Annotated in this window: 22 protein-coding genes; 11 read left to right on the top strand and 11 right to left on the bottom strand. The window is 68.2% G+C overall.

The window, feature by feature from the left end; all coding sequences use genetic code 11:
* The first annotated feature begins 168 nt into the window (after positions 1 to 168).
* Positions 169 to 4,932: a bifunctional nitrate reductase/sulfite reductase flavoprotein subunit alpha gene (locus LDL21_RS01680; protein ID WP_225278542.1), complete on the top strand. Its 4,764-nt coding sequence runs from the start codon at positions 169 to 171 to the stop codon at positions 4,930 to 4,932.
* Here the strand turns inward: LDL21_RS01680 and LDL21_RS01675 are convergent, their stop codons facing one another.
* On the bottom strand, positions 4,933 to 5,976 hold the full coding sequence (locus LDL21_RS01675) for an aldo/keto reductase (protein WP_225278541.1): 1,044 nt from the start codon (positions 5,974 to 5,976) through the stop codon (positions 4,933 to 4,935).
* An 82-nt stretch (positions 5,977 to 6,058) separates the two neighbouring features.
* Between LDL21_RS01675 and LDL21_RS01670 the strand changes: the two genes are divergently transcribed.
* Positions 6,059 to 6,694, top strand: coding sequence for a TetR/AcrR family transcriptional regulator (locus LDL21_RS01670; RefSeq protein ID WP_225278540.1), 636 nt, complete (start codon positions 6,059 to 6,061; stop codon positions 6,692 to 6,694).
* A 100-nt stretch (positions 6,695 to 6,794) separates the two neighbouring features.
* Here the strand turns inward: LDL21_RS01670 and LDL21_RS01665 are convergent, their stop codons facing one another.
* Positions 6,795 to 7,376 carry a TIGR03086 family metal-binding protein gene (locus LDL21_RS01665; protein WP_225278539.1) on the bottom strand — a complete coding sequence of 194 codons (582 nt, stop codon included), beginning with the start codon at positions 7,374 to 7,376 and terminating at the stop codon, positions 6,795 to 6,797.
* A gap of 135 nt (positions 7,377 to 7,511) precedes the next feature.
* On the opposite strand from LDL21_RS01665, the gene LDL21_RS01660 reads away from it, so the two are divergent.
* Positions 7,512 to 7,766: an Rv3202a family protein gene (locus tag LDL21_RS01660; RefSeq protein WP_225278538.1), complete on the top strand. Its 255-nt coding sequence runs from the start codon at positions 7,512 to 7,514 to the stop codon at positions 7,764 to 7,766.
* Here the strand turns inward: LDL21_RS01660 and menD are convergent.
* The 3 genes from menD to LDL21_RS01645 all read right to left on the bottom strand — a co-directional run bounded on the left by menD (position 7,763) and on the right by LDL21_RS01645 (position 10,782).
* Positions 7,763 to 9,394 carry a 2-succinyl-5-enolpyruvyl-6-hydroxy-3-cyclohexene-1-carboxylic-acid synthase gene (gene menD / locus LDL21_RS01655; protein ID WP_225278537.1) on the bottom strand — a complete coding sequence of 544 codons (1,632 nt, stop codon included), beginning with the start codon at positions 9,392 to 9,394 and terminating at the stop codon, positions 7,763 to 7,765. The two genes, LDL21_RS01660 and menD, sit on opposite strands and share 4 nt — an antisense overlap.
* Before the next feature lie 282 nt (positions 9,395 to 9,676).
* Complete coding sequence (locus tag LDL21_RS01650; RefSeq protein WP_067485012.1) at positions 9,677 to 9,961, bottom strand: hypothetical protein; 285 nt, start codon at positions 9,959 to 9,961, stop codon at positions 9,677 to 9,679.
* A 374-nt stretch (positions 9,962 to 10,335) separates the two neighbouring features.
* Positions 10,336 to 10,782, bottom strand: coding sequence for a DUF6918 family protein (locus tag LDL21_RS01645; protein ID WP_067485009.1), 447 nt, complete (start codon positions 10,780 to 10,782; stop codon positions 10,336 to 10,338).
* 141 nt (positions 10,783 to 10,923) lie between these two features.
* Here LDL21_RS01645 and LDL21_RS01640 point away from each other — a divergent pair, with 141 nt between their 5' ends.
* From LDL21_RS01640 to LDL21_RS01620, 5 genes are all read left to right on the top strand, one after another.
* The gene (locus LDL21_RS01640) at positions 10,924 to 11,817 is read left to right on the top strand and encodes a 1,4-dihydroxy-2-naphthoyl-CoA synthase (protein ID WP_225278536.1); all 894 of its coding nucleotides are present in this window, start codon (positions 10,924 to 10,926) and stop codon (positions 11,815 to 11,817) included.
* Positions 11,818 to 11,830: 13 nt separating this feature from the next.
* Positions 11,831 to 12,223: a VOC family protein gene (locus LDL21_RS01635; RefSeq protein ID WP_225278535.1), complete on the top strand. Its 393-nt coding sequence runs from the start codon at positions 11,831 to 11,833 to the stop codon at positions 12,221 to 12,223.
* A 259-nt stretch (positions 12,224 to 12,482) separates the two neighbouring features.
* Complete coding sequence (menE, locus tag LDL21_RS01630) at positions 12,483 to 13,607, top strand: o-succinylbenzoate--CoA ligase (RefSeq protein WP_225279205.1); 1,125 nt, start codon at positions 12,483 to 12,485, stop codon at positions 13,605 to 13,607.
* 92 nt (positions 13,608 to 13,699) lie between these two features.
* Complete coding sequence (locus LDL21_RS01625) at positions 13,700 to 14,164, top strand: SRPBCC family protein (RefSeq protein WP_225278534.1); 465 nt, start codon at positions 13,700 to 13,702, stop codon at positions 14,162 to 14,164.
* Positions 14,165 to 14,186: 22 nt separating this feature from the next.
* Positions 14,187 to 15,056 (top strand): 1,4-dihydroxy-2-naphthoate polyprenyltransferase, encoded by an 870-nt coding sequence (locus tag LDL21_RS01620; protein WP_225278533.1) that lies wholly within the window; start codon positions 14,187 to 14,189, stop codon positions 15,054 to 15,056.
* On the opposite strand, the gene LDL21_RS01615 is transcribed toward LDL21_RS01620, so the two are convergent.
* From LDL21_RS01615 to LDL21_RS01590, 6 genes are read right to left on the bottom strand one after another with little or no spacing between them, the layout of a single operon-like run.
* A complete protein-coding gene (locus LDL21_RS01615) occupies positions 15,053 to 15,448 on the bottom strand; it encodes a phage holin family protein (RefSeq protein WP_225278532.1) in 396 nt (131 codons plus the stop codon). The two genes, LDL21_RS01620 and LDL21_RS01615, sit on opposite strands and share 4 nt — an antisense overlap.
* A 53-nt stretch (positions 15,449 to 15,501) precedes the next feature.
* A complete protein-coding gene (locus tag LDL21_RS01610) occupies positions 15,502 to 16,083 on the bottom strand; it encodes a Clp protease N-terminal domain-containing protein (protein WP_225278531.1) in 582 nt (193 codons plus the stop codon).
* Positions 16,083 to 16,304: a hypothetical protein gene (locus tag LDL21_RS01605; RefSeq protein WP_067484990.1), complete on the bottom strand. Its 222-nt coding sequence runs from the start codon at positions 16,302 to 16,304 to the stop codon at positions 16,083 to 16,085. The genes LDL21_RS01610 and LDL21_RS01605 overlap by 1 nt, the downstream gene beginning before the upstream one ends.
* A 54-nt stretch (positions 16,305 to 16,358) precedes the next feature.
* Positions 16,359 to 16,901, bottom strand: coding sequence for a dihydrofolate reductase family protein (locus LDL21_RS01600; RefSeq protein ID WP_225278530.1), 543 nt, complete (start codon positions 16,899 to 16,901; stop codon positions 16,359 to 16,361).
* A gap of 57 nt (positions 16,902 to 16,958) precedes the next feature.
* Positions 16,959 to 18,044 carry an L-cysteine desulfhydrase Cds1 gene (cds1, locus tag LDL21_RS01595; protein ID WP_225278529.1) on the bottom strand — a complete coding sequence of 362 codons (1,086 nt, stop codon included), beginning with the start codon at positions 18,042 to 18,044 and terminating at the stop codon, positions 16,959 to 16,961.
* A complete protein-coding gene (locus LDL21_RS01590) occupies positions 18,041 to 18,355 on the bottom strand; it encodes a DUF4229 domain-containing protein (protein WP_067641892.1) in 315 nt (104 codons plus the stop codon). The genes cds1 and LDL21_RS01590 overlap by 4 nt, the downstream gene beginning before the upstream one ends.
* A gap of 153 nt (positions 18,356 to 18,508) precedes the next feature.
* Between LDL21_RS01590 and LDL21_RS01585 the strand changes: the two genes are divergently transcribed.
* From LDL21_RS01585 to LDL21_RS01575, 3 genes are all read left to right on the top strand, one after another.
* Positions 18,509 to 18,718, top strand: coding sequence for a BldC family transcriptional regulator (locus tag LDL21_RS01585; RefSeq protein WP_019049435.1), 210 nt, complete (start codon positions 18,509 to 18,511; stop codon positions 18,716 to 18,718).
* Between the two features lie 112 nt (positions 18,719 to 18,830).
* Complete coding sequence (locus LDL21_RS01580) at positions 18,831 to 19,022, top strand: hypothetical protein (protein ID WP_225278528.1); 192 nt, start codon at positions 18,831 to 18,833, stop codon at positions 19,020 to 19,022.
* A gap of 56 nt (positions 19,023 to 19,078) precedes the next feature.
* Positions 19,079 to 19,729 (top strand): hypothetical protein, encoded by a 651-nt coding sequence (locus LDL21_RS01575; protein WP_225278527.1) that lies wholly within the window; start codon positions 19,079 to 19,081, stop codon positions 19,727 to 19,729.
* The last annotated feature ends 69 nt before the right edge of the window (positions 19,730 to 19,798 follow it).

The following is a 19,798-nucleotide window of genomic DNA, read 5'->3' as shown; positions in this document are numbered from 1 at the left end:
CTCACAGTCGGATTTTCGACCGGTGAGGTCGATTGTCACCTGGACATAACGTTCGTTAAATCGAGCGCAACGCCGGGTGCGGATGATCGGTGCCATGACAGGTCAGCGCTCGGACACGCCTACCCGCGTCACCACGCAGGGCGCCCGAGCATGCCGAGGGGGACGCGCATGACCGGCGACGACTCTGTGCGCACGCAGTGCTCGTACTGCGGCGTCGGCTGCGGCATCTCCGTCCGGACCACGATCGACCAGTCCGGGGCACCCGTGATCGCCAAGGTGAGCGGGGACAAACTGCACCCCGCGAACGCGGGCCGGCTCTGCACCAAGGGCGCGACGCACGCGGAGATGATGGCGGCGCCCGGCCGGATGACCACCGCCTACCACCGTCCCGAACGTGGACAGGCGCCTGTCGCGCTGCCGGTGGACGACGCGGTGCGCGAAACCGCCGACCGGCTGCGCGCGATCCTCGACGAACACGGGCCCGACGCCATCGCGCTCTACGTGTCCGGGCAGATGTCGCTGGAAGCCCAATACCTCGCGACCAAACTCGCCAAGGGGTACTTGCGCACCAAACACATCGAAGCCAACTCGCGGCTGTGCATGGCCAGCGCCGGCACCGGCTACAAGCAGTCGCTCGGCGCCGACGGGCCCCCCGGTTCCTACGACGACTTCGAACTCGCCGACCTGTTCTTCGTCACCGGCGCGAACATGGCCGACTGCCATCCGATCCTGTTCCTTCGCATGGCCGACCGGCTCAAAGCCGGCGCCAAGCTCATCGTGGTCGACCCGCGCCGCACCGAAACGGCCGCCCGCGCCGACCTGTTCCTGCAGATCGCGCCGGGCACCGACCTCGCCCTGCTCAACGGCCTGTTGCACCTGCTCGTCGCCGACGGCGCCATCGACACCGACTTCATCGCCGAACACACCGAGGGGTGGGAGGCGATGCCCGAGTTCCTCGCCGACTACCCGCCGGAACGGGTCGCCGAACTCACCGGGCTCGCCGAAGCCGACATCAGGACCGCGGCGGCCATGATCGCCGAGGCGGGCGAGTGGATGTCGCTGTGGACGATGGGGCTCAACCAGTCCACGCACGGCACCTGGAACACCAATGCCCTGATCAACCTGCACCTGGCAACCGGGGCGATCTGCCGACCCGGCAGCGGCCCGTTCTCGCTGACCGGCCAACCCAACGCGATGGGCGGGCGCGAGATGGGTTACATGGGACCGGGGCTGCCCGGCCAGCGCAGCCTGCTCTCCCCCGCCGACCGCGCCTTCGTCGAGACCGCGTGGGACCTGCCCGAGGGCACACTGCGCACCGAAGCGGGGCCGGGAACCATCGACATGTTCGCCGGTCTCGCCGACGGTGAGATCAAGGCGGCGTGGATCATCTGCACCAATCCCGTTGCCACCGTTGCCAACCGGAAGACGGTGATCGCCGGGCTCGAGGCGGCCGAACTGGTGGTGGTGCAGGACGCCTACACCGAGACGGCCACCAACTCCTATGCCGATCTGCTCCTGCCCGCCACGCTGTGGGCGGAAAGCGATGCGGTGATGGTGAATTCGGAACGCAATGTCACCCTGCTGCGCCGATCCGTCGACCCGATCGGTGAAGCCCGGCCCGACTGGCTGCTCATCGCACAGGTGGCCACCGCCATGGGTTTCCCCGGTTTCGACTTCACCTCCAGCGCCGAGGTTTTCGACGAGTTGCGCCGGTTCACCAATCCCGCCACCGGCTACGACCTGAGTGGTATGAGTTACGACCGCTTGCGTGAGGGCCCGATGCAGTGGCCGTGCAACGACAGCGACAGCCCACGCAACCCGATCCGCTACCGCAACGACGGCATCCACCAGCCGCTGCACGTAGAAGCCGACGGACACACTCCCGCCCTGGCCTTCGCGACGCCGAGCAGGCGCGCGGTGTTCTTCCCACGCCCCCACCTGCCCGCTGCTGAACTCCCTGATGACGACTACCCCTTCCTGCTCAATACCGGTCGGCTGCAACATCAGTGGCACACCATGACCAAAACCGGCAAGGTCACCAAACTGACCAAACTCAACCCGGAACCGTTCGTCGAGGTGCACCCCGACGACGCCGCCCGCCTCGATCTGAAACCTGGCGACCAACTCGAAATCGCCTCCCGCCGTGGGCGAGCCGTTCTCCCGGTCCGCATCAGCGACCGGGTCCGTCCCGGCGACTGCTTCGCTCCTTTCCACTGGAATGACGAACAGGGCGAATATCTGACGATCAACGCCGTCACCAACGACGCCGTCGACCCCACCTCCCTGCAACCGGAGTTCAAGGCCTGTGCGGTGGCGCTGCGCCGTGTGGGTCCGGCGCCCGAGGCGTCGGCGGGCATTCCGACGCAGCAGGGGTCGCCACAGACTGGCCAGCGGGCCCAACACACCATGTCGGCCGGGCAACCCGCGCCGCCGACAGCGCACGCTGGTCAGCCGTCAGCCGACACCGGTCATGCGGTTCGGTTCGCCCCGGAGAGCCCGGCGATCCCGGGGTCCGGTCACGGTGGTCCGCATCCGTTGGCTGTCATGCTCGGGCTCGATACGGGGATCTCGCCGTTGCTCAGCGAAGCCGAGCGCATCTATCTCGGTGGGTACCTCGCTGCGCTGCAATCTCTTCCGGTGTCCGGTCAGCCCGTGCTGCCGGCGACCGCCCCGCTGTCACCGCAGGCCCGCTTGTGGATCGACGGCATGTTGGCCGGCATGTACTCCCGGGGTGCCGGCACTGCCGGTGAATCCGCCGGCAGTCCTGGCACCGGAATGCCGGTCGGTGGCCAGCCGTTCGGTAACCCTCCCTTCGGAGACTTCAGCTCAGGCGGTGCGGTAGCCGACGGCGGACCCACCGGCGATGCGGTTCTCGACCGACCGGGTGCCGTAGGCGTCTCGGCGGGCGGAGCCGAGCAAGGAGCGGGTCGTGCGTTATCCACAACCGTGACGGTGTTGTGGGCTTCGCAAACCGGGAACGCGGAAGAGCTGGCCGCCTCGGTGGCGGCGCGGCTCGCCGATGGCGGTTTCGCGCCCAAGCTGCTCGACATGGACTCCTGCGAGCCCACCGCGCTGGAAGGTGATGTTCTCGTCGTCACCAGCACCTTCGGTGACGGTGGTCCGCCGGACAACGGTGCCGACTTCCTCGCCCGGCTCGAGGACACCGCCATCCGCCTCCCCCGAGTCCGCTACGCGGTCTTCGCCCTCGGCGACTCCTCCTACGACGACTTCTGCGGCCACGGCCGCACCCTCGACACCCTCCTCGCCGCCCGTGGCGCCCACCGCCTGCTCCCCCGCGTCGACAGCGAACCCGATTTCGACGACGCCGCCGACCAGTGGCTCACCGACGTCCTCGCTGTCCTCACCCCGGACCACACCCCGCCGTCCGGCCCCGGTTCGGCGTCCGAAGTCGGTTCACCGACCGGCTCTCCCACACCATTCGGCACCAGGCCAGCGGGATCTGCTCTGACCGGCATCTCCTCAACCGCAGGCACGCCCCAGTTCGCCTCCGTCCCGCACGCAGACACCTACCCGTCCGCAGCGCCACTCGTCGGTTCCCCCTCAGCTCTCACGGGCAGTCACTTCGGCGGCGCTGTACCCGGATCGACGGCCCCCGCCACGCCGGGATTCGGACCTGTACCAACAGGGACGTGGCCCCCTGGATTCACGGCGACGACCCAGCACTCCGCAGCGCAGGGGTCCGCGCCGCAGACCTATCCCGCGCAGGCCGCGAGCCGGCCCAGTGGTCGAGGCGGCGCCTCCGTCCTCGATCGCCCGCAGACAACACCTGCGCGGCGAGCACCCGCCGCACCCTTCACCCGTCAGTCCCCCGTACTCGCCACCCTCATGCGCAACGAAGTGCTCAGCGCGCCGGGATCACCGAAAGAGGTGCGGCGCTTCGGCTTCGACCTCCACAACCTGGATGCCGCCTACGAGGTGGGTGATTCCCTCGGCGTGCTGCCGACCAACGGTGACGACCTCGTGGCGGAATGGCTCGAGACCACCGGCCTCGACGGACGACGCGCGGTGGAGGTCGACGGGCGGGAGCTGCCGCTCGCCGACGCACTGCGCACGCATTACGACATCACCAAGGCGAGCAACGATCTGCTCGGGTTCATCGCCGAACGGAATCCGCACCCGCAGCTGGCCAAACTCCTACGCCGGGACAACCGCAACGAACTGGCGAGTTACCTGTGGGACCGCCAAGCCGTGGACGTGCTGCGGGACTTCCCGGTGCGGACCGACCTGGTCGACTGGCTCGGTGCACTGAAAAAGCTGCAGCCCCGCCAGTATTCGATTTCGTCCAGCCCGCTCACCACACCGGACGAGGTGCAGTTGACGGTAGGCGTATTGCGCTACGGCGACCCCGTCGGTGATTCGGTGCGCCGAGGCGGGGTGTGCTCGACCTTCCTGGCCGACCGAGCTGGTGGCGAGGTGCCGATTTTCCTCCAGCGGGCACCGCATTTCCGTCCACCGCTCGACCCGACCGTGCCGATGATCATGGTCGGCCCCGGTACCGGTATCGCTCCTTTCCGTGGGTTCCTGCACGAACGCCGGGCCGTCGGCGCGACCGGGCGCAACTGGTTGTTCTTCGGCGACCAGCACGCGGCACACAACTTCTACTACCGCACCGAGCTGGAGGACATGTTCCGCTCGGGCTTCCTCACCCGCCTCGACCTGGCTTTCTCTCGTGATCAGCGCGAGCGGATCTATGTGCAGCACAGAATGATCGAGCACGGTGCCGAGTTGTGGTCGTGGCTGTGCGAGGGCGCCCACTTCTACGTGTGCGGCGACGCCGCCCGCATGGCCAAGGATGTCGACGACACCTTGCTGCGGATCGCCCAGATCCACGGCAAGCTCGACGAGGCGGGCGCGCTGGCCTTCAAGAAGCAACTGGTCGCCGAGAAGCGCTACGTGCGCGACGTGTACTGATCAGGCCGCGCGGACCACGGGCGGGTTGAGCCGGGCGAAGTCCGGTAAGCGGTGGTACGGGTAGTAGGGGTACGGGGGTGTGGTGGCACTTGCCGCGTCGAGGGCCGCCAGGTGTTCCGGATCGAGTTGCCAGCCGACGGCGCCGAGGTTCTGCCGCAGCTGTTCCTCGTTGCGGGCGCCGATCAGGACGGTGGCGACGGTGGGCCGGGTGAGCAGCCAGTTCAGGGCGATCTGCGGGACGCTGCGGCCGGTCTCGGCGGCGACAGTGTCGAGCACGTCGACGATGTCGTAGAGGTGTTCGTCATCGACGGGTGGGCCTGCCTGTGCCGTGTCGTGCAGTCGGCTGCCCGCCGGAAGTGGCTGTCCACGACGGACTTTCCCGGTGAGCCGGCCCCAGCCGAGCGGGCTCCACACCACCGCGCCGACACCCTGGTCGGCGCCGAGCGGCATGAGCTCCCACTCGTAATCGCGCCCGATGAGCGAGTAGTACACCTGGTGGGCAACGGGTTTCGGTAGGCCGTGCGCCTCGGCGGTGGCCAGGGTTTTCATCAGCTCCCAACCGGCGAAGTTGGAGACACCGACATAGCGGATCTTGCCCGCCCGCACGAGATCGCCCAGCGCCGAGAGTGTTTCGAGCAGGGGTGTGCCCGCGTCGAAGGCGTGCAGCTGGAACAGGTCGAGATAGTCGGTGCCGAGACGGCGTAGCGACGCATCGACCGCGCGGATGAGCCTGGCCCGGCCCGCACCGGCGTCGTCGACGCCGGGACCGGTGGGTAGCGCCGACTTGGTGGACAGCAGCACCTTGTCGCGCCTGCCCTTGATCGCGGCACCGAGCACCTCCTCGGACGCACCGTCGGAATAGACATCGGCCGTGTCGAACAGGGTGACCCCGGCCTCGAGGCTGACGTCGATCAACCGCCTGGCCTGGGCCGCGTCGGTATCGCCCCACGCGCTGAACAGGGGACCACGCCCGCCGAAGGTGCCTGCCCCGAAACCGAGGGCCGGAACGTGCAGACCCGAAGCGCCGAGCCGCCGATACTCCATGAGAACTCCTAAAGGGTCTATAGTTTCGTTAACGCTTCGGACAGTACACCCGATTCGCCGTAAATGAAACAGGAGTTCCGTTATGCAGCACGATATCGCTTGGCCCGGGTCTGTTCGCCCAGGTGGGCGCACCGCGCGGGTCCGTGAAGCCGTCCTGCAGGTGACCGGCGATCTGCTCGCCGAACGCGGCTTGGCCGGACTCGATCTGACCGAAGTCGCGGCGACGGCGGGCGTCGGGAAGACCACCGTCTACCGGCGCTGGCGCACACCCGCGGGCCTGGTCGCGGACCTCCTGATCGACATGGCCGAGCAATCTCTCCCTCGCACCGACACCGGCGCCCTGCTCGACGACCTGACAGCCAACGCCCGCCTGGTCGCCAAGACCCTCACCGACCCACGCCAAGGCAACCTGTTCCGGGCCGTGATCGCCGCCGCTACCGTCGACGCCGACACCGCGAACGCGCTGCACGCCTTCTACGACACCCGCCTCGACGAGTGGGCGCCCTGCGTCCACGACGCGGTCGCTCGCGGCGAAGCCCCCGCGGGCACGGATGCCCGCGCCGTGCTGTCAGCGGTCTCCGCACCGCTCTACTACCGCCTCCTGGCCAGCGGCGATCCGATCGATCGAGAGGCAGCCGACCGGGCCGCGCGCGCCGCGACCGTGGCGACAATCGCAGGCACCTTCGTCGACGCGGCCTACGCGGACCAACGGACGTAGGACGCGTTCGACCCGCGAGGTCGGGCAGCACAGGCCCCACAGCGCCCGGGCCAGCGGCTCCACCCCGCAGCGCTGGGCCCGCGGCTTCCACCCCGAAGCGCTAGGCCGGAGTCTTCCATCCCGCATCACGACCGGTGAGCCCCAACACCCGGTCGAGTGCGGGCGCGTCCTCGGCGACAGCGACGACCGGCCCGAACAACCCGGGCGTCCCCTCCGGGTCGGTCTCCCCCAGGAACTCGAGCAGAATCCCCAGATGACCGGGGTCGACCTCGAGCACCTGACCGGTCGACACCGCCAGATCCCACCCGTGGACGACGAGTTCGTCGAGCGCGACCACCGCCATCGCCGCAGCGGGCATCACCACCCCACCGGCCTCGGTCTCACCGTCCCAGGCCTCGGGCACCCGCCATGCCTCCACGAGCGCGTCGAGCTGCGTGGGAATCCTGGTGCGCCAATCGGCGGCCAGCTCGTCGTCGACCACACCGGGTGGCGTCGACCGACCGACGGACTCCTTGGTCGCGGCCTGGCGGAACGCTTCGGTGAGTTCGACGACATGGCGGAGCAGATCGCGAACGTCGAGGCCGACGCACGGGGTGCGGGCGGTGAAGTCGTCGTCGGTGATCCCGGCGACGACGGTGGCCAGCGAACGGGCGGCAGGGGCGAAATCGAATTGCGGCTCCATACAGAACGAGACGACCCGACGGTGCCGGAATCATCGGTGCGGGTTGCCGAGAACCGGCGAACGGCGCACTCTGGACAGCGCACGACCCGATCAGCGACACCCGTCCGAGGCAACGACGACGACAGAGGAGTACCGATGATCGACTACGACACCGCCCGCCCGCTCGACGAGGTCCCCGAGGCCGATCGCGTGGAACAGGAGCAGTCGGCCTTCCACGACGATGTCCCCGACGACCCGGCCTTCGTCGACAGCGCCGATTACACCGAGGAGATGGCGGCCCGGGTCGATCAGGACGCCGACCGGGCCAATCCGGCCGATGTGATCGAGCAGAGCATCGAGGTGCCGCTCGACGACGGTGACGCGTTCGTCGACGAGGAGGACGAGCTCTAGCCGGCGATCTTGGCGCGCACGGCGGCGTGCAGCTCGCGCAGGCTCGACCGTTCGGTGGCCACCTCGAGCACACGCATGCCGTGCGCGTCGGCGGCGAGTTCCTCCGCGAGTTCGGCGGGGTCGACGCCACGATGCGGAATGCGGTAGGCGGCGCACAGCGCGGCCAGATCCATGCCGTGCGGTGTGCCGAACACCCGCTCGAACACGCCCGCGTACTGCGGGTCGCCCTGTTCGAGCAGCTCGAAGATGCCGCCGCCGTCGTCGTTGGCGACCACGATGGTCAGGTTGCCGGGGCGCGGTTCGCCGCGGCCGATGAGCAGACCGGATGCGTCGTGCAGAAATGTCAGGTCACCCATGAGGGCGATCGTGCGACCGGGGTGGGCCAGCGCGGCACCCACCGCGCCGGAGACGGTGCCGTCGATGCCCGCGACGCCACGGTTGGACAGCACCCGCACGCCCTGGCGCGGGCTAGACACCAACGCGGCGTCGCGCACCGGATTCGACGCGCCGAGCAGCAGCTGATCACCCTCACGCAGCGCGTCCATGACCACGGCGGCGACGTGCAGGCCGGTGGCCTTGGGGTGGCTCGCGAGCTCGGCGCGGACCACCGCTTCGGCCTGGTTGTTCAGGTCGGAGCAGCGGGCCAGCCAAGCTGGATCCGGGGTTCCGGTGGTGACCGCGCGGGTGCCGGTGCCGACGACATTGCCGGACACATCGGGCCAGCGGGGCCCCGTGGTGAGCGCGTACACGGTGACGTTCGGATCGGCGAGCACCCGTGACACCTGCCGGTGCAGCGTGGGCCGACCGGTGATGATCGCCTGTTTCGGCGCGAGCAGCGACAGCGCGAGCGGATGCAGGGCCGGGCCGTGCATGGGCGCGGTCGGCTCGGCGACCGTCGGCAGCGCGGCGAGCTCGGGGCGCAGGCCGGCACCGTGGCCGGAGATGACCACGGTGTCGGGGGTGAGGTCGATGTCGAGCGGCACGTCGAGCGTCGCGTACTGGGTGGCCGTCCACGGCTTGTCGCCCTCGCGGCCGACGGGAATCACGTCGTCGGACAGCTCGGGGACCAGCGGCTCGCGCAGCGGGATGTCGAACTGCACCGGTCCCGCGTTGCCGGAGCGGGTACCGCGCGCGGCGGCGAGCACCCGGCACACGGCCGAGCGCCACACACTGTTCTGCCTCGGATAGCTCGCCTCACCGGCCTCGCCTTCGGCAAGACCGAGGCTGATGGTCGCGCGCACCTGGCTGCCGAACAGGCCGAGCTGCTCGACGGTCTGGTTGGCGCCGGTGCCGAGCATCTCGTAGGGCCGGTTCGCGCTGACCACGATCAACGGCACCCGCGCATAGTTCGCCTCGAGCACGGCCGGGGCCAGGTTGGCGACGGCGGTACCGGAGGTCATCACCACTGGGACGGGCCGCCCCGACGACACCGCCAGGCCGATCGCGAGGAATCCCGCGGTGCGCTCGTCGATGCGCATGTGCAGCCGCAGCCGACCGGCCGCGTCGGCGGCCTGCAGGGCGAAGGCGAGCGGGGCGTTGCGCGATCCGGGGCACAGCACCACCTCGCGGACGCCGCCGCGCACGAACTCGTCGACGACCACTCGTGCCTGCGCAGTTGACGGATTCACAATCACCAGCCTGTCAGACGGGGCGGGGCGCGTCTGCCTCCGGCCCACGTTGGATACGTCACCGCCGGAGCCCTTCGGCACCGTCATGGTGCCGGAGACCAATTCCCCGGCGGTTCCGGGCAATTAGCTGCCGATGACTCGAAAGGTATGGCTATTACTATGTTTATCTGTTCGAGATACATCGGTTCGCAAACAAGTCGTCAAGACAAAGAAATCCGGCGACGAGGCCGTGGCCCGGTCGCCGGATTTCGTTTCGGCACAAGGGCCGACGGTGGGATCAGCTCACTCGGCGGGAGCGGTGAGGTCCTTGATGCCGGTGACGGCGTCGACGATGTTGAGGACGGCGGAGGTGAGGCCGTCGATGGCGCCACTGCCCGACTCGAGCACGCTGGAGCCGGCGGCGGGGCCTTCGAGCAGGCCGGCCGAGCCGGTGGACAGCTCGAGCAGCTCGGCGGAACCGCTGGCGGAGCCGCTGTCCTCAGCGTTCGCCATAGCGGCCGGACCGAAGAACATGACGGCGGCGGTAGCGGCGGCACCGGTGGCGGCGAGGGCCTTACGAGAGATCATGTGACCGGACTTCCTTTCGACCTGCGCAATGCAGTCATTTCATCTGTACCCAGCGGAAGATGCGATTTCCGCAGCAAGCAATTCCTCTTTCCGAACCGCTCGAGAGGCACGGTAATCGATTCCGGTCGGCAGTAGCCAATCGTTCGCGGCATCCTCGCGCGCTCCATAATTCACGGCAACCCGCAATTTTCCCGCCGTTTACCGGCGCGGTTATCTCGCTCACAGTCGCGGCGGCGGAATTTACCCGCGACCGGGCGTGGCCGTAGCGGACGGATCCGGCGAATCCTTCGGGGTGACAGTGGTCACAGGACATGCGAAAGGCCGGTGTGGTTCGCGTACGAACCACACCGGCCTTCGCGGTGTGTGCGGGAAACTCAGCCCGCGTGCTTCTGCACCAGATCGCCGACGCGCGGCAGCGCCTCGATGACGTGCTTCTTGGCCGAACCGCGCATCGAGGAGTACACCTTCTGCAGCGCGGGACGGGTCGACGCCTCGGCGCGGGCGTCGGTGACGGCCAGCAGCGACTCGGCGACCTCGTCGGACTTGGCGCTCAGCAGATCGGCGAAGGTGCCGGTGCCCGAGGCGGTGAATTCGGCCCAGTACGGCTGGAGCTGGTCGAGCAGCTTCGGCGCCAGCGAGGCCAGCGCGTCGGGAACGATGGTGGGGCTGATCTTCTTGACCGCCGCGTATCCACCCTTCACGGCCAGGCCGGACGCACCACCTTTGTCCGAGACCTCGGCGTCGAGAACCTCGACGGCGTCAGCAAGGAAAGCCGGACGCTTGGCGTCGTCGAGCAGGGATTCAGACAGTGCTGCAACCACTTTCAGGTTCCTCCGGATCGGTTCGATGAACGAGCAGGCGCAACTATACGCACCCGCGCGCGCGAGGATCGCGCGACCGCTCGACCTGCGGTGTTACCGCCTCGTAGGCTCGCCCCACACGGTAAGGCAATAATCGGTGTCGTGACTTTCGATCCGAAGCTGTGGCGGCCCGTCCCCGGGTTCGAAGACCTGACCGACATCACCTATCACCGGCACGTCGAACAGGGCACCGTGCGCGTGGCCTTCGACCGGCCCGAGGTGCGCAACGCCTTCCGCCCGCACACCGTCGACGAGCTGTATCGCGCGCTCGACCACGCGCGCATGTCGCCGGACGTGGGTGCGGTGCTGCTCACCGGCAACGGGCCGAGCCCGAAAGACGGTGGCTGGGCGTTCTGTTCCGGCGGTGACCAGCGCATCCGCGGCCGCAGCGGCTACCAGTACGCCGAGGGCGAGACCGCCGACACCGTCGACAAGGCGCGTGCCGGCCGGTTGCACATCCTCGAGGTGCAGCGGCTGATCCGGTTCATGCCCAAGGTGGTAATCGCCCTGGTGAACGGCTGGGCGGCCGGCGGTGGGCACAGCCTGCACGTGGTGTGCGACCTGACGCTGGCCTCGCGCGAGCACGCGCGGTTCAAGCAGACCGACGCCGATGTCGGTTCGTTCGACGGTGGTTACGGCAGCGCGTATCTGGCGAAGATGGTCGGCCAGAAATTCGCGCGCGAGATCTTCTTCCTCGGCAGGCCGTACACGGCCGAGGAGATGCATCAGATGGGCGCGGTGAACAAGGTCGTCGACCACGACGAGCTCGAGAACGTGGCGCTGGAGTGGACCGCCGACATCAACGGCAAATCGCCGCAGGCCCAGCGCATGCTGAAGTACGCCTTCAACCTGCTCGATGATGGTCTGGTCGGTCAGCAGCTGTTCGCCGGTGAGGCGACCAGGCTGGCGTACATGACCGACGAAGCGGTGGAAGGGCGCGACGCCTTCCTGGAGAAGCGCGATCCCGACTGGACGCCCTACCCCTGGTACTTCTGAGAACGGACGGGCGATGGAAATTCTCAACAGCCGGATCATCGTGCGGCCCAGCGACTATGCGGCCACCCTCGCGTTCTACCGCGACGGGCTCGGTCTCGCGATCGCCAGGGAGTACCCGGGCGGCACGGTGTTCTTCGCCGGGCAGTCGCTGGTGGAGGTCGCCGCGCACGGTGGCAGCGGAAAGCCGGGCACCTTCGACGGCGCGCTGTGGTTGCAGGTGCGCGACGTGTCCGACGCGGCGGCGGAGCTGGCGCTGAAGGGAATTCCCATCGTCCGTGAACCCGTGCTCGAGCCGTGGGGGCTGTGGGAGATGTGGGTGGCCGACCCCGACGGCGTGCCGATCGTGCTGGTCGAGGTGCCCGCCGAACATCCCATCCGGCGCGACCAGCGCTGGTCGCCGGAGTGAGCCGGGTCGCCCGATTTGCCGATGCGCGCGTGCCCGAGCACGATGACTGGGAGCAAGCGCCCGACCGCCGACGTCCGGACCGCGCAGCGAGTTCTGTCCATCTACTGAATCGCAGACGCTATGCCTGGCTTTTTCCCGCAGAGCAAACCGACCCGTTGGCCGGGTCTTGTCGCACGCATGACACGATCGAAGTCGTGAGGTCGCACAGCTTGCTGTATCCGGAGGTGGTGGCGTGAGCAGAACCCTTCGGACGCTGCAGATGCCCACCGGTTCCGGTGTCGGCGAAGTACTTCCCCATCTGCGGCAAGCCCTCGACGGCAGCGGACCGGCATGGCTGCCGATCCCGACGACCGACCGTCGCGAGGCACGCCGACTCTCCGACGCGCTCAAGCCGGGCGACCCGATCGACGACGACGTCGCGCTCGTCGTGACGACCTCGGGCACCACCGGCATCCCCAAGGGCGCGCTGCTCGGCGCCGAGGCACTGCGGGCCAGCGGAAACGCCACCCACGCGCGCCTCGGCGGACCCGGCAGCTGGCTACTTGCCCTGCCGACCCATCACATCGCGGGCATCCAGGTGCTGTTGCGCAGCATCCTCGCGGGCACCGAGCCGACCGTGCTCGACGTATCGGGCGGATTCCTGCCGGAGGCGCTGGCCGGGGCGGTCGGTGCGATGCGCGGGCCGCGCCGCTACACCGCGCTCGTCCCGACCCAGCTCATCAAGTCGCTTGACTCGCCGATCGCGGCCAAGGCGCTCAGCGAGCTCGACGCCGTGCTGGTCGGCGGGGCGGCCACCCCGCCACCGGTGTACGAACGGGCCCGCGACGCCGGGATCAATGTGGTGCGCACCTACGGCATGAGCGAGACGTGCGGCGGCTGCGTGTACGACGGCGTACCGCTCGACGGCACCCGCGTACGCATCGAGGACGGCCGGGTGGTGCTCGGCGGCGCGATGGTCGCGCGCGGGTACCGCAATCTGCCCGATCACCCCGCTTTCGCCGAACCCGGCTGGTTCCGCACCGAGGACGCGGGTTCGTTCGAAGACGGCAAGCTCTCGATCAGCGGGCGTCTCGACGAGGCCATCATGACCGGTGGCCTGCTGGTGATTCCGCAGGTGGTGGAGGCCGTGCTGGCCACTCATCCGGGGATCCGGGAATGCATCGTGCTCGGGTTGCCCGACGAACGGCTCGGTCAGCGGGTGGCCGTGGCGATCGTGCCGAACGCAGGCGCCGCCCCCACGCTGGAGGAGATCCGGTCGCACGTCGTGGCCGAGCTCGACTCGATCGCGGCGCCGAGGGAACTCGTGGTGCTCGAGGAGATTCCGCTGCGTGGGCCCGGTAAGCCCGATCGCGCGGCCGTGCGGGCACGCCTGCTGGCCGGATAGTCGTTGCGGCCGACGGGTGGGTGCCGACCAGCCGCGATGACACCGGCCCGCATGCCGCGAATTTGTCGGTGCCGGGTTCTAGGCTCACTCGCATGGGCGACTTCGAGGTGAGCAGGCGCGCGACCATCGCCGCCGAGCCGGCACGCATCCGTGGTTTCATCAACGACTTCCGGCAGTGGCGGCTGTGGTCGCCCTGGGAGGATTCCGACCCGCAGCTGGCCCGCACCTACAGCGGTCCCGAATCCGGTGTCGGCGCGCGGTACGCGTGGCGCGGCAACCGCAAGGCCGGTGCCGGGCTGATGGAGATCAAAGCCGATGCCGAGCGCGAGGTCGGCGTGCAACTGGAATTCGAGAAACCGTTCAAGGCAACCAATACGGTCACCTTCACCCTCGATCCGGTACCCGGCGGTACCCAGGTGACCTGGCGGATGACCGGTACCCACTCGGGCCTGATGGGTGTGCTCGGCAAGGTGTTCCCGATCGACAACATGATCGGCAAGGACTTCGACAAGGGCCTGGCCCGATTGAAGACGGTCGCCGAATCAGCCGGGTCCTGAACACGCGACTAGGCTTCGATTCATGGCTACAGCTGCGGAATGGATCGAAGGCGCCCGGCCGCGGACGCTGCCCAACGCGATCGCCCCGGTCCTGGCGGGCACCGGTGCCGCCGCCTCGATCGACGGCGCCGTCTGGTGGAAAGCACTACTGGCCCTGCTCGTTTCGCTCGCCCTGATCGTCGGGGTGAACTACGCCAACGACTACTCCGACGGAATCCGCGGCACCGACGACGAGCGGGTTGGGCCGCTGCGACTGGTCGGGTCGAAACTGGCCTCTCCCAGCGCTGTTCGCACCGCCGCCGTGGTGAGCCTCGCCGTGGGGGCCGTCGCCGGGCTCGTGCTCGCCGCGACCACCGCCTGGTGGCTGGTACTTCTCGGCGCGCTGTGCCTGGCCGGTGCCTGGTTCTACACCGGTGGGAGCAAGCCCTACGGCTACAGCGGTTTCGGTGAGATCGCGGTGTTCGTGTTCTTCGGGCTGATCGCCGTACTGGGCACCCAGTTCGTGCAGGCGGAGCGGGTCGACTGGGTGGGTCTGTTGCTCGCGATCGGGGTCGGCGCGTTCTCCAGTGCCGTGCTGGTCGCCAACAACCTGCGTGACATTCCCACCGACACCGAGTCCGGGAAGGTCACCCTCGCCGTGAAACTCGGTGACGCGCGCACCCGCACCCTGCACCTGGTGCTGCTGGCCGTGCCGTTCGTCATCAGTCTCGCGCTGATCGCCCGCACGCCGCTGGCGCTGGCCGGACTGCTCGCGATTCCGCTGGCAGTCCGGGCCAACGCCCCGGTGCGTACGGGCAAGGGCGGGCTGGAACTGATTCCCGCCCTGCGCGATTCCGGGCTGGCGCTGCTGGCCTGGTCGGCGCTGAGCGCGCTGGCCGTCGGTTTCGGCTAGTCGCCGTCGGGCACGATGATGCCGAGCACCCAGTTCACCAGCGTGATGATGACACCGCCGAGCACCGCTGCCCAGAAGCCGTCGACCCGCAGGCCGTAGTCGGTGAGTTCGGTGATCTTGGCGGTGAGCCACAGCATGGCCGCGTTCACCACCAGCAGGAACAGGCCGAGCGTGAGGATCACGAACGGCAGGGACAGAAGTTTCACGATCGGCTTGATGACGGCGTTCACGGCGGTGAACACGATCGCGACGATGAGGATGACCAGGGCCTTGCCCCAGTTGCCCCACTCATCGGACCATTCCGGCGGCACGGAAATAGTGATCTTGTCGATCCACGCCGCCGCGGCCCAGATGGCTATGGCGTTGATGACCAACCGTATGGCTAGCTGCATAGACCCATGCTAGGCCCGAAATCGGACATCGCGGTGTGTCCGGCGCGGCAAGTTCAGGCGGCGCGGTCGAGCATCCGGTGAATGTCCTCACGCAACGTCGCGATGCCGTCGCTGCCACCGAGCAGATCGGCCTGCGCCGGATCGACGCTGCGGAGAATGCCGAGCAGTAGGTGGGCGGTGCCGATCTCACGGTCCTTGCGGCGCAGTGCTTCGCGCAGGGCGAGCTCGAGCGACTTCTTGGCGGGCGCCGAGAACGGGAAATGGCCCCAGTTGGTGCCCTTCACGCGGCCGAAGATCCCCCGCTTGGGTTCGGGTTCGGCCTGATCCCACGCCTGCGGGCCGAAGTTCTCGATGACGCTGGCTCGCACCGCGTCGAGGTCGATGCCGATGGAGCGCAACGCCTCGGCGTCGTCAGCACCGAGCGGGGTTTCGTTCGCCCGTGCGGCGAGCGTGGAGCGCACACCCTCGGCGGTGATGCCGTCGGCGTCGAGAACCGCGCGCAGCGGCGGCTCGGCGTTGGTCAGCACGCCGAGCAGGACGTGTTCGGGTCCGATTCGCTGGGCGCCCAGTTCCTTGGCTTCTTCCTGCGCCAGGACAACGGCCACCTTGGCGCCTTTGGTGAATTTCTCGAACATCAGCGGGTGCCACCCTTCCGGTTGTGTTTCTGATGCACCGCTTGCTTGCTCACCTCGAGCGCGTCGGCAATCGCCTGCCACGACCAACCGTTGGCGCGGGCATTGGCCACCTGGATGGTTTCGAGCCGGTCGGCCAGTCTGCGCAGGGCGAGCACCGCGCGCAGACCGACCGAGGGATCGGGATTGCCCGCCGCGGCGGCGAGCGTGGTTGCATCGGTCATGCTGTCAATTTTGATTGACATTCCGGGAGTTGTCAACAAAAATTGACAGCGAGATCAGGTCAGGTGGTAGACGAGCTTGGCGAACTGGCCCAGGTGCTCCACTCCCACCAGCCGCATCCGGTCGGCCAGAATGCGGCGCGGGAGCACGGGCGCGCCGCCACCTAGAGTCACCGGTGCGACGCCGACGATCACCTCGTCGAGCAGCCCCGCATCGGCGAACTGTCCGGCGAGGTCGCCGCCACCCATCACCCAGATGTCACGACCCGCGGCCGCCGCGGTCATCTGCTCGTGGACCGGACCCACCTCGCCGGCGACGAAACGCACGTTCGCACCGGGCAGCCGGGGCAGTTCCCGGTGGGTGAACACCCAGGTCGCCAGGTCGCCGTACTCGTCGTGCCAGGTCTCGGGCGGGTTGTTGTTCACCATCCACTCGTAGGTGGTCGACCCGAGACACATGGCGCCGACGCCTTCCAGGAAAACGCCGACATCCCCGGTGGCCGGATCGGCATCGGCTACCGCCATCAGCCAATCCAGCGAATTGTCGGGGTCGGCGATGTAGCCGTCGAGACTGGAAGCCGTGTAATAGGTGGTCGTCATGAACAACGATCCTGACAGTGAAACCTGCCATCCACTGTCAAGGTTCGGGGTGGGAAATCAGCCGGTCCAGCGACCCGTCGCGGCGAATTCGGCGAGGACGGCGCTCGGTCCGGTCAGGTCGAGGCGCTGACTCTCGACCCAGGCATCGTCGAAGTAGGTGCCCGCGTAGCGGTCGCCGCCGTCGCACAGCAGGGTGACGACACTGCCGCTACGTCCAGCCGCGAGCAGTTCGGCGACCAGGTGGAACGCGCCCCACAGATTGGTCCCCGTCGAACCACCGACACGTCGGCCGAGGGCGGTGCTCGCGTGCCGGGTGGCCGCGATCGAGGCCGCGTCGGGCACCACGATCATGCGGTCGACGACCTGACCGATGAACGACGGCTCAACCCGTGGGCGGCCGATTCCCTCGATACGCGAAGGCATTCCGGTCTCGTACCCGGCATCGCCGGTCTCGTAACCGCCGTAGAACGCGGAGTTCTCGGGGTCGACCACGGCCAGGCGCGTGGGGTGCCTGCGGTAGCGGATGTAGCGACCGATCGTCGCGCTCGTGCCACCGGTTCCGGCGCCGACCACGATCCACTCCGGGATCGGGTGCTGTTCCAAAGCCAGCTGCTGGAAGATGGATTCGGCGATGTTGTTGTTGCCGCGCCAGTCCGTCGCCCGTTCGGCGTGGGTGAACTGGTCCATGAAGTGCCCGCCCGATTCGGCGGCCAACCGCTTGGCCTCGGAGTACATCTCCGGCGGCCGCTCGACGAAATGGCAACGGCCACCCTGGGCTTCGATCAGCGCGATTTTCTGCGGCGACGTACTCGCCGGCATCACCGCCACGAAATCGAGCCCGAGCAGCTTGGCGAAATACGCCTCGCTCACCGCCGTCGACCCTGACGACGCCTCGACCACCGTCGTCCCCTCGGTGACCCAGCCGTTGCAGATCGCGTACAGGAACAGCGATCTGGCCAGGCGGTGCTTGAGACTGCCCGTGATGTGGGTGGATTCGTCCTTGAGATATAGCTGCACCGGCCAGTCGGCGGGCAGCGGGTAGCGCAACAGGTGGGTGTCGGCGGAACGCTGGGCGTCGGCGTCGATCAGCCGCACGGCGTTGTCGACCCAGTCACGCGGTGCACTGCGGTCGAGGTACTTCACGCGTCGTCGTCACCCCGCAGACGAGCCCGCAGCTGCGCCTTGTCCTGGCGGCGGCGCTCGTCGACGACGGCGATGTCCTCGTTCACCTTCATGCGCAGTTTCTTGAACAGGGTCAGCGAGAGCGGCATCGCGACGATCAGCGCGAACAGAGCCGCTACGATGATCGGCACCTCGACCCCGATGAGCTTGGCGACGCCGACGATCAACGCGGCGATCACCACGACAAGCCCGAGCCGGGCCAGCGTGTAGAGGGCAAGGTTGCGGGCCAGCCGCTTCCCCGCAGAACCTTGCTGACCAGTTGCTTCACTCACCTTGACAGGGTAACCCCGGCGCGCGCGGCCCCGTTCGCGGCATTTGTCTATTACTTCCCCTTTACCAACTGTAGGTGGTTCGACTACGTGGGGGTCGCAGTGCGACGATGGCGCCATCTGATGAGGGAACTGTCGAGAACGGAGAGGTTAGCTATGACTGCGATCACCGTCGGCGGCCAGGACACTCTGCTGACACCAGGCCAAGTGGCCGCAATGTTCCACGTAGACCCGAAGACCGTTACTCGGTGGGCCCATGCGGGCAGGCTCGGTTCGCTGCGCACGCCGGGCGGACACCGCCGATTCCGCGAGTCCGAGGTTCTGCAGCTGCTCAAATCGCTCACCACCGAGGCAGCCCCCCGCTGACCTCACCGGCGGCGCGAGCCGGTTCGGCTCGCGTTTGCCGGGAATTTCCCTTCCGTTGCCGATGTGCACACGGTGCGGACACGGCTACCCTCGATAGCAGGAGGTGAGCGACGTGACGTACCTGTTGGCACTCATCGCGATCGTGGCCATCGCGGTGCTGTGCTGGAAGGCGTTCGGCCCCGAACGCCCGAGCCCGAATCCCGGCCCGGCCGCACGCAGGCCGATCCTCGGTCCGGACGACGACCCGGAATTCCTGTGGCGGCTCGGCAAGCAACCTCGCGACGATCTCGGTCCCGAGGCGTGAGCTGACCCACATACCCCCCATTGCGCACGAAACAGCTGGGTAGATAACGTATTCCGGTGATCGATGTGCAGCAGGCTTCCATCCCGACCACTTGGCGCGCGGCCGACGGCAGCGCCGTGACGTTCACCGAGGCGCGGTCGGCGTGGACGCGCGCGGCACACGACGTGCTCGCCGCCACCGCGTCGCGCTTCAACAACTTCATCGTCAATACCGAGCTGGCCGAGTTGGTGCAGGAAGAGTCCGGTATCCGCACCCAGGTGAAGTGGCAGCACTGGCTGCCGGTCGTGCTCGACCGGGTCGCCGAATACTGTCACAACAACAACGAGCCGCCGCTGAGCGCGCTGTGTGTGCGCCGCAACCAGACCGTCGGCACCGGCTACCGCTACATCCTCGAACTCGCGGGCCTGCCCATCCCCGACGACCTCGAGATGCACGCGGCCGCCGCCCGCTGGCAGTGCTACCAGCACTACGCCACCGACCTCCCCGCCGACGGCGGCCTCCCCACCCTCCCTCCGAAGGTCGCCGCCATCCGCCAGCGCACCTCCCAGGACCTGGCCACCACCGAGGCCGCGGAAGCCGCCGAAGCCAAGCGCACCGCCACCTCCCGCCCCAGCGTCACCACCCCCAAGCCCGAACCGGTCCGCAAACCGGTCTGCCTGAACTGCCACGTCGAACTCCCGGCCAACAAGATCTGCTACTACTGCTGATCTCGCCGCCAACTGCCCGGATGCTCACCCGAGCACCCGGGCACAGGTGTCTCCGGGCCGCCACGCTTG

Origin of the sequence: Nocardia rosealba (assembly GCF_020216065.1) — a bacterium.
Taxonomy (GTDB): Bacteria; Actinomycetota; Actinomycetes; order Mycobacteriales; family Mycobacteriaceae; genus Nocardia; species Nocardia rosealba.
Note: the sequence above shows the minus strand (reverse complement) of the source record. Positions and strands in the feature narration are given on the sequence as shown.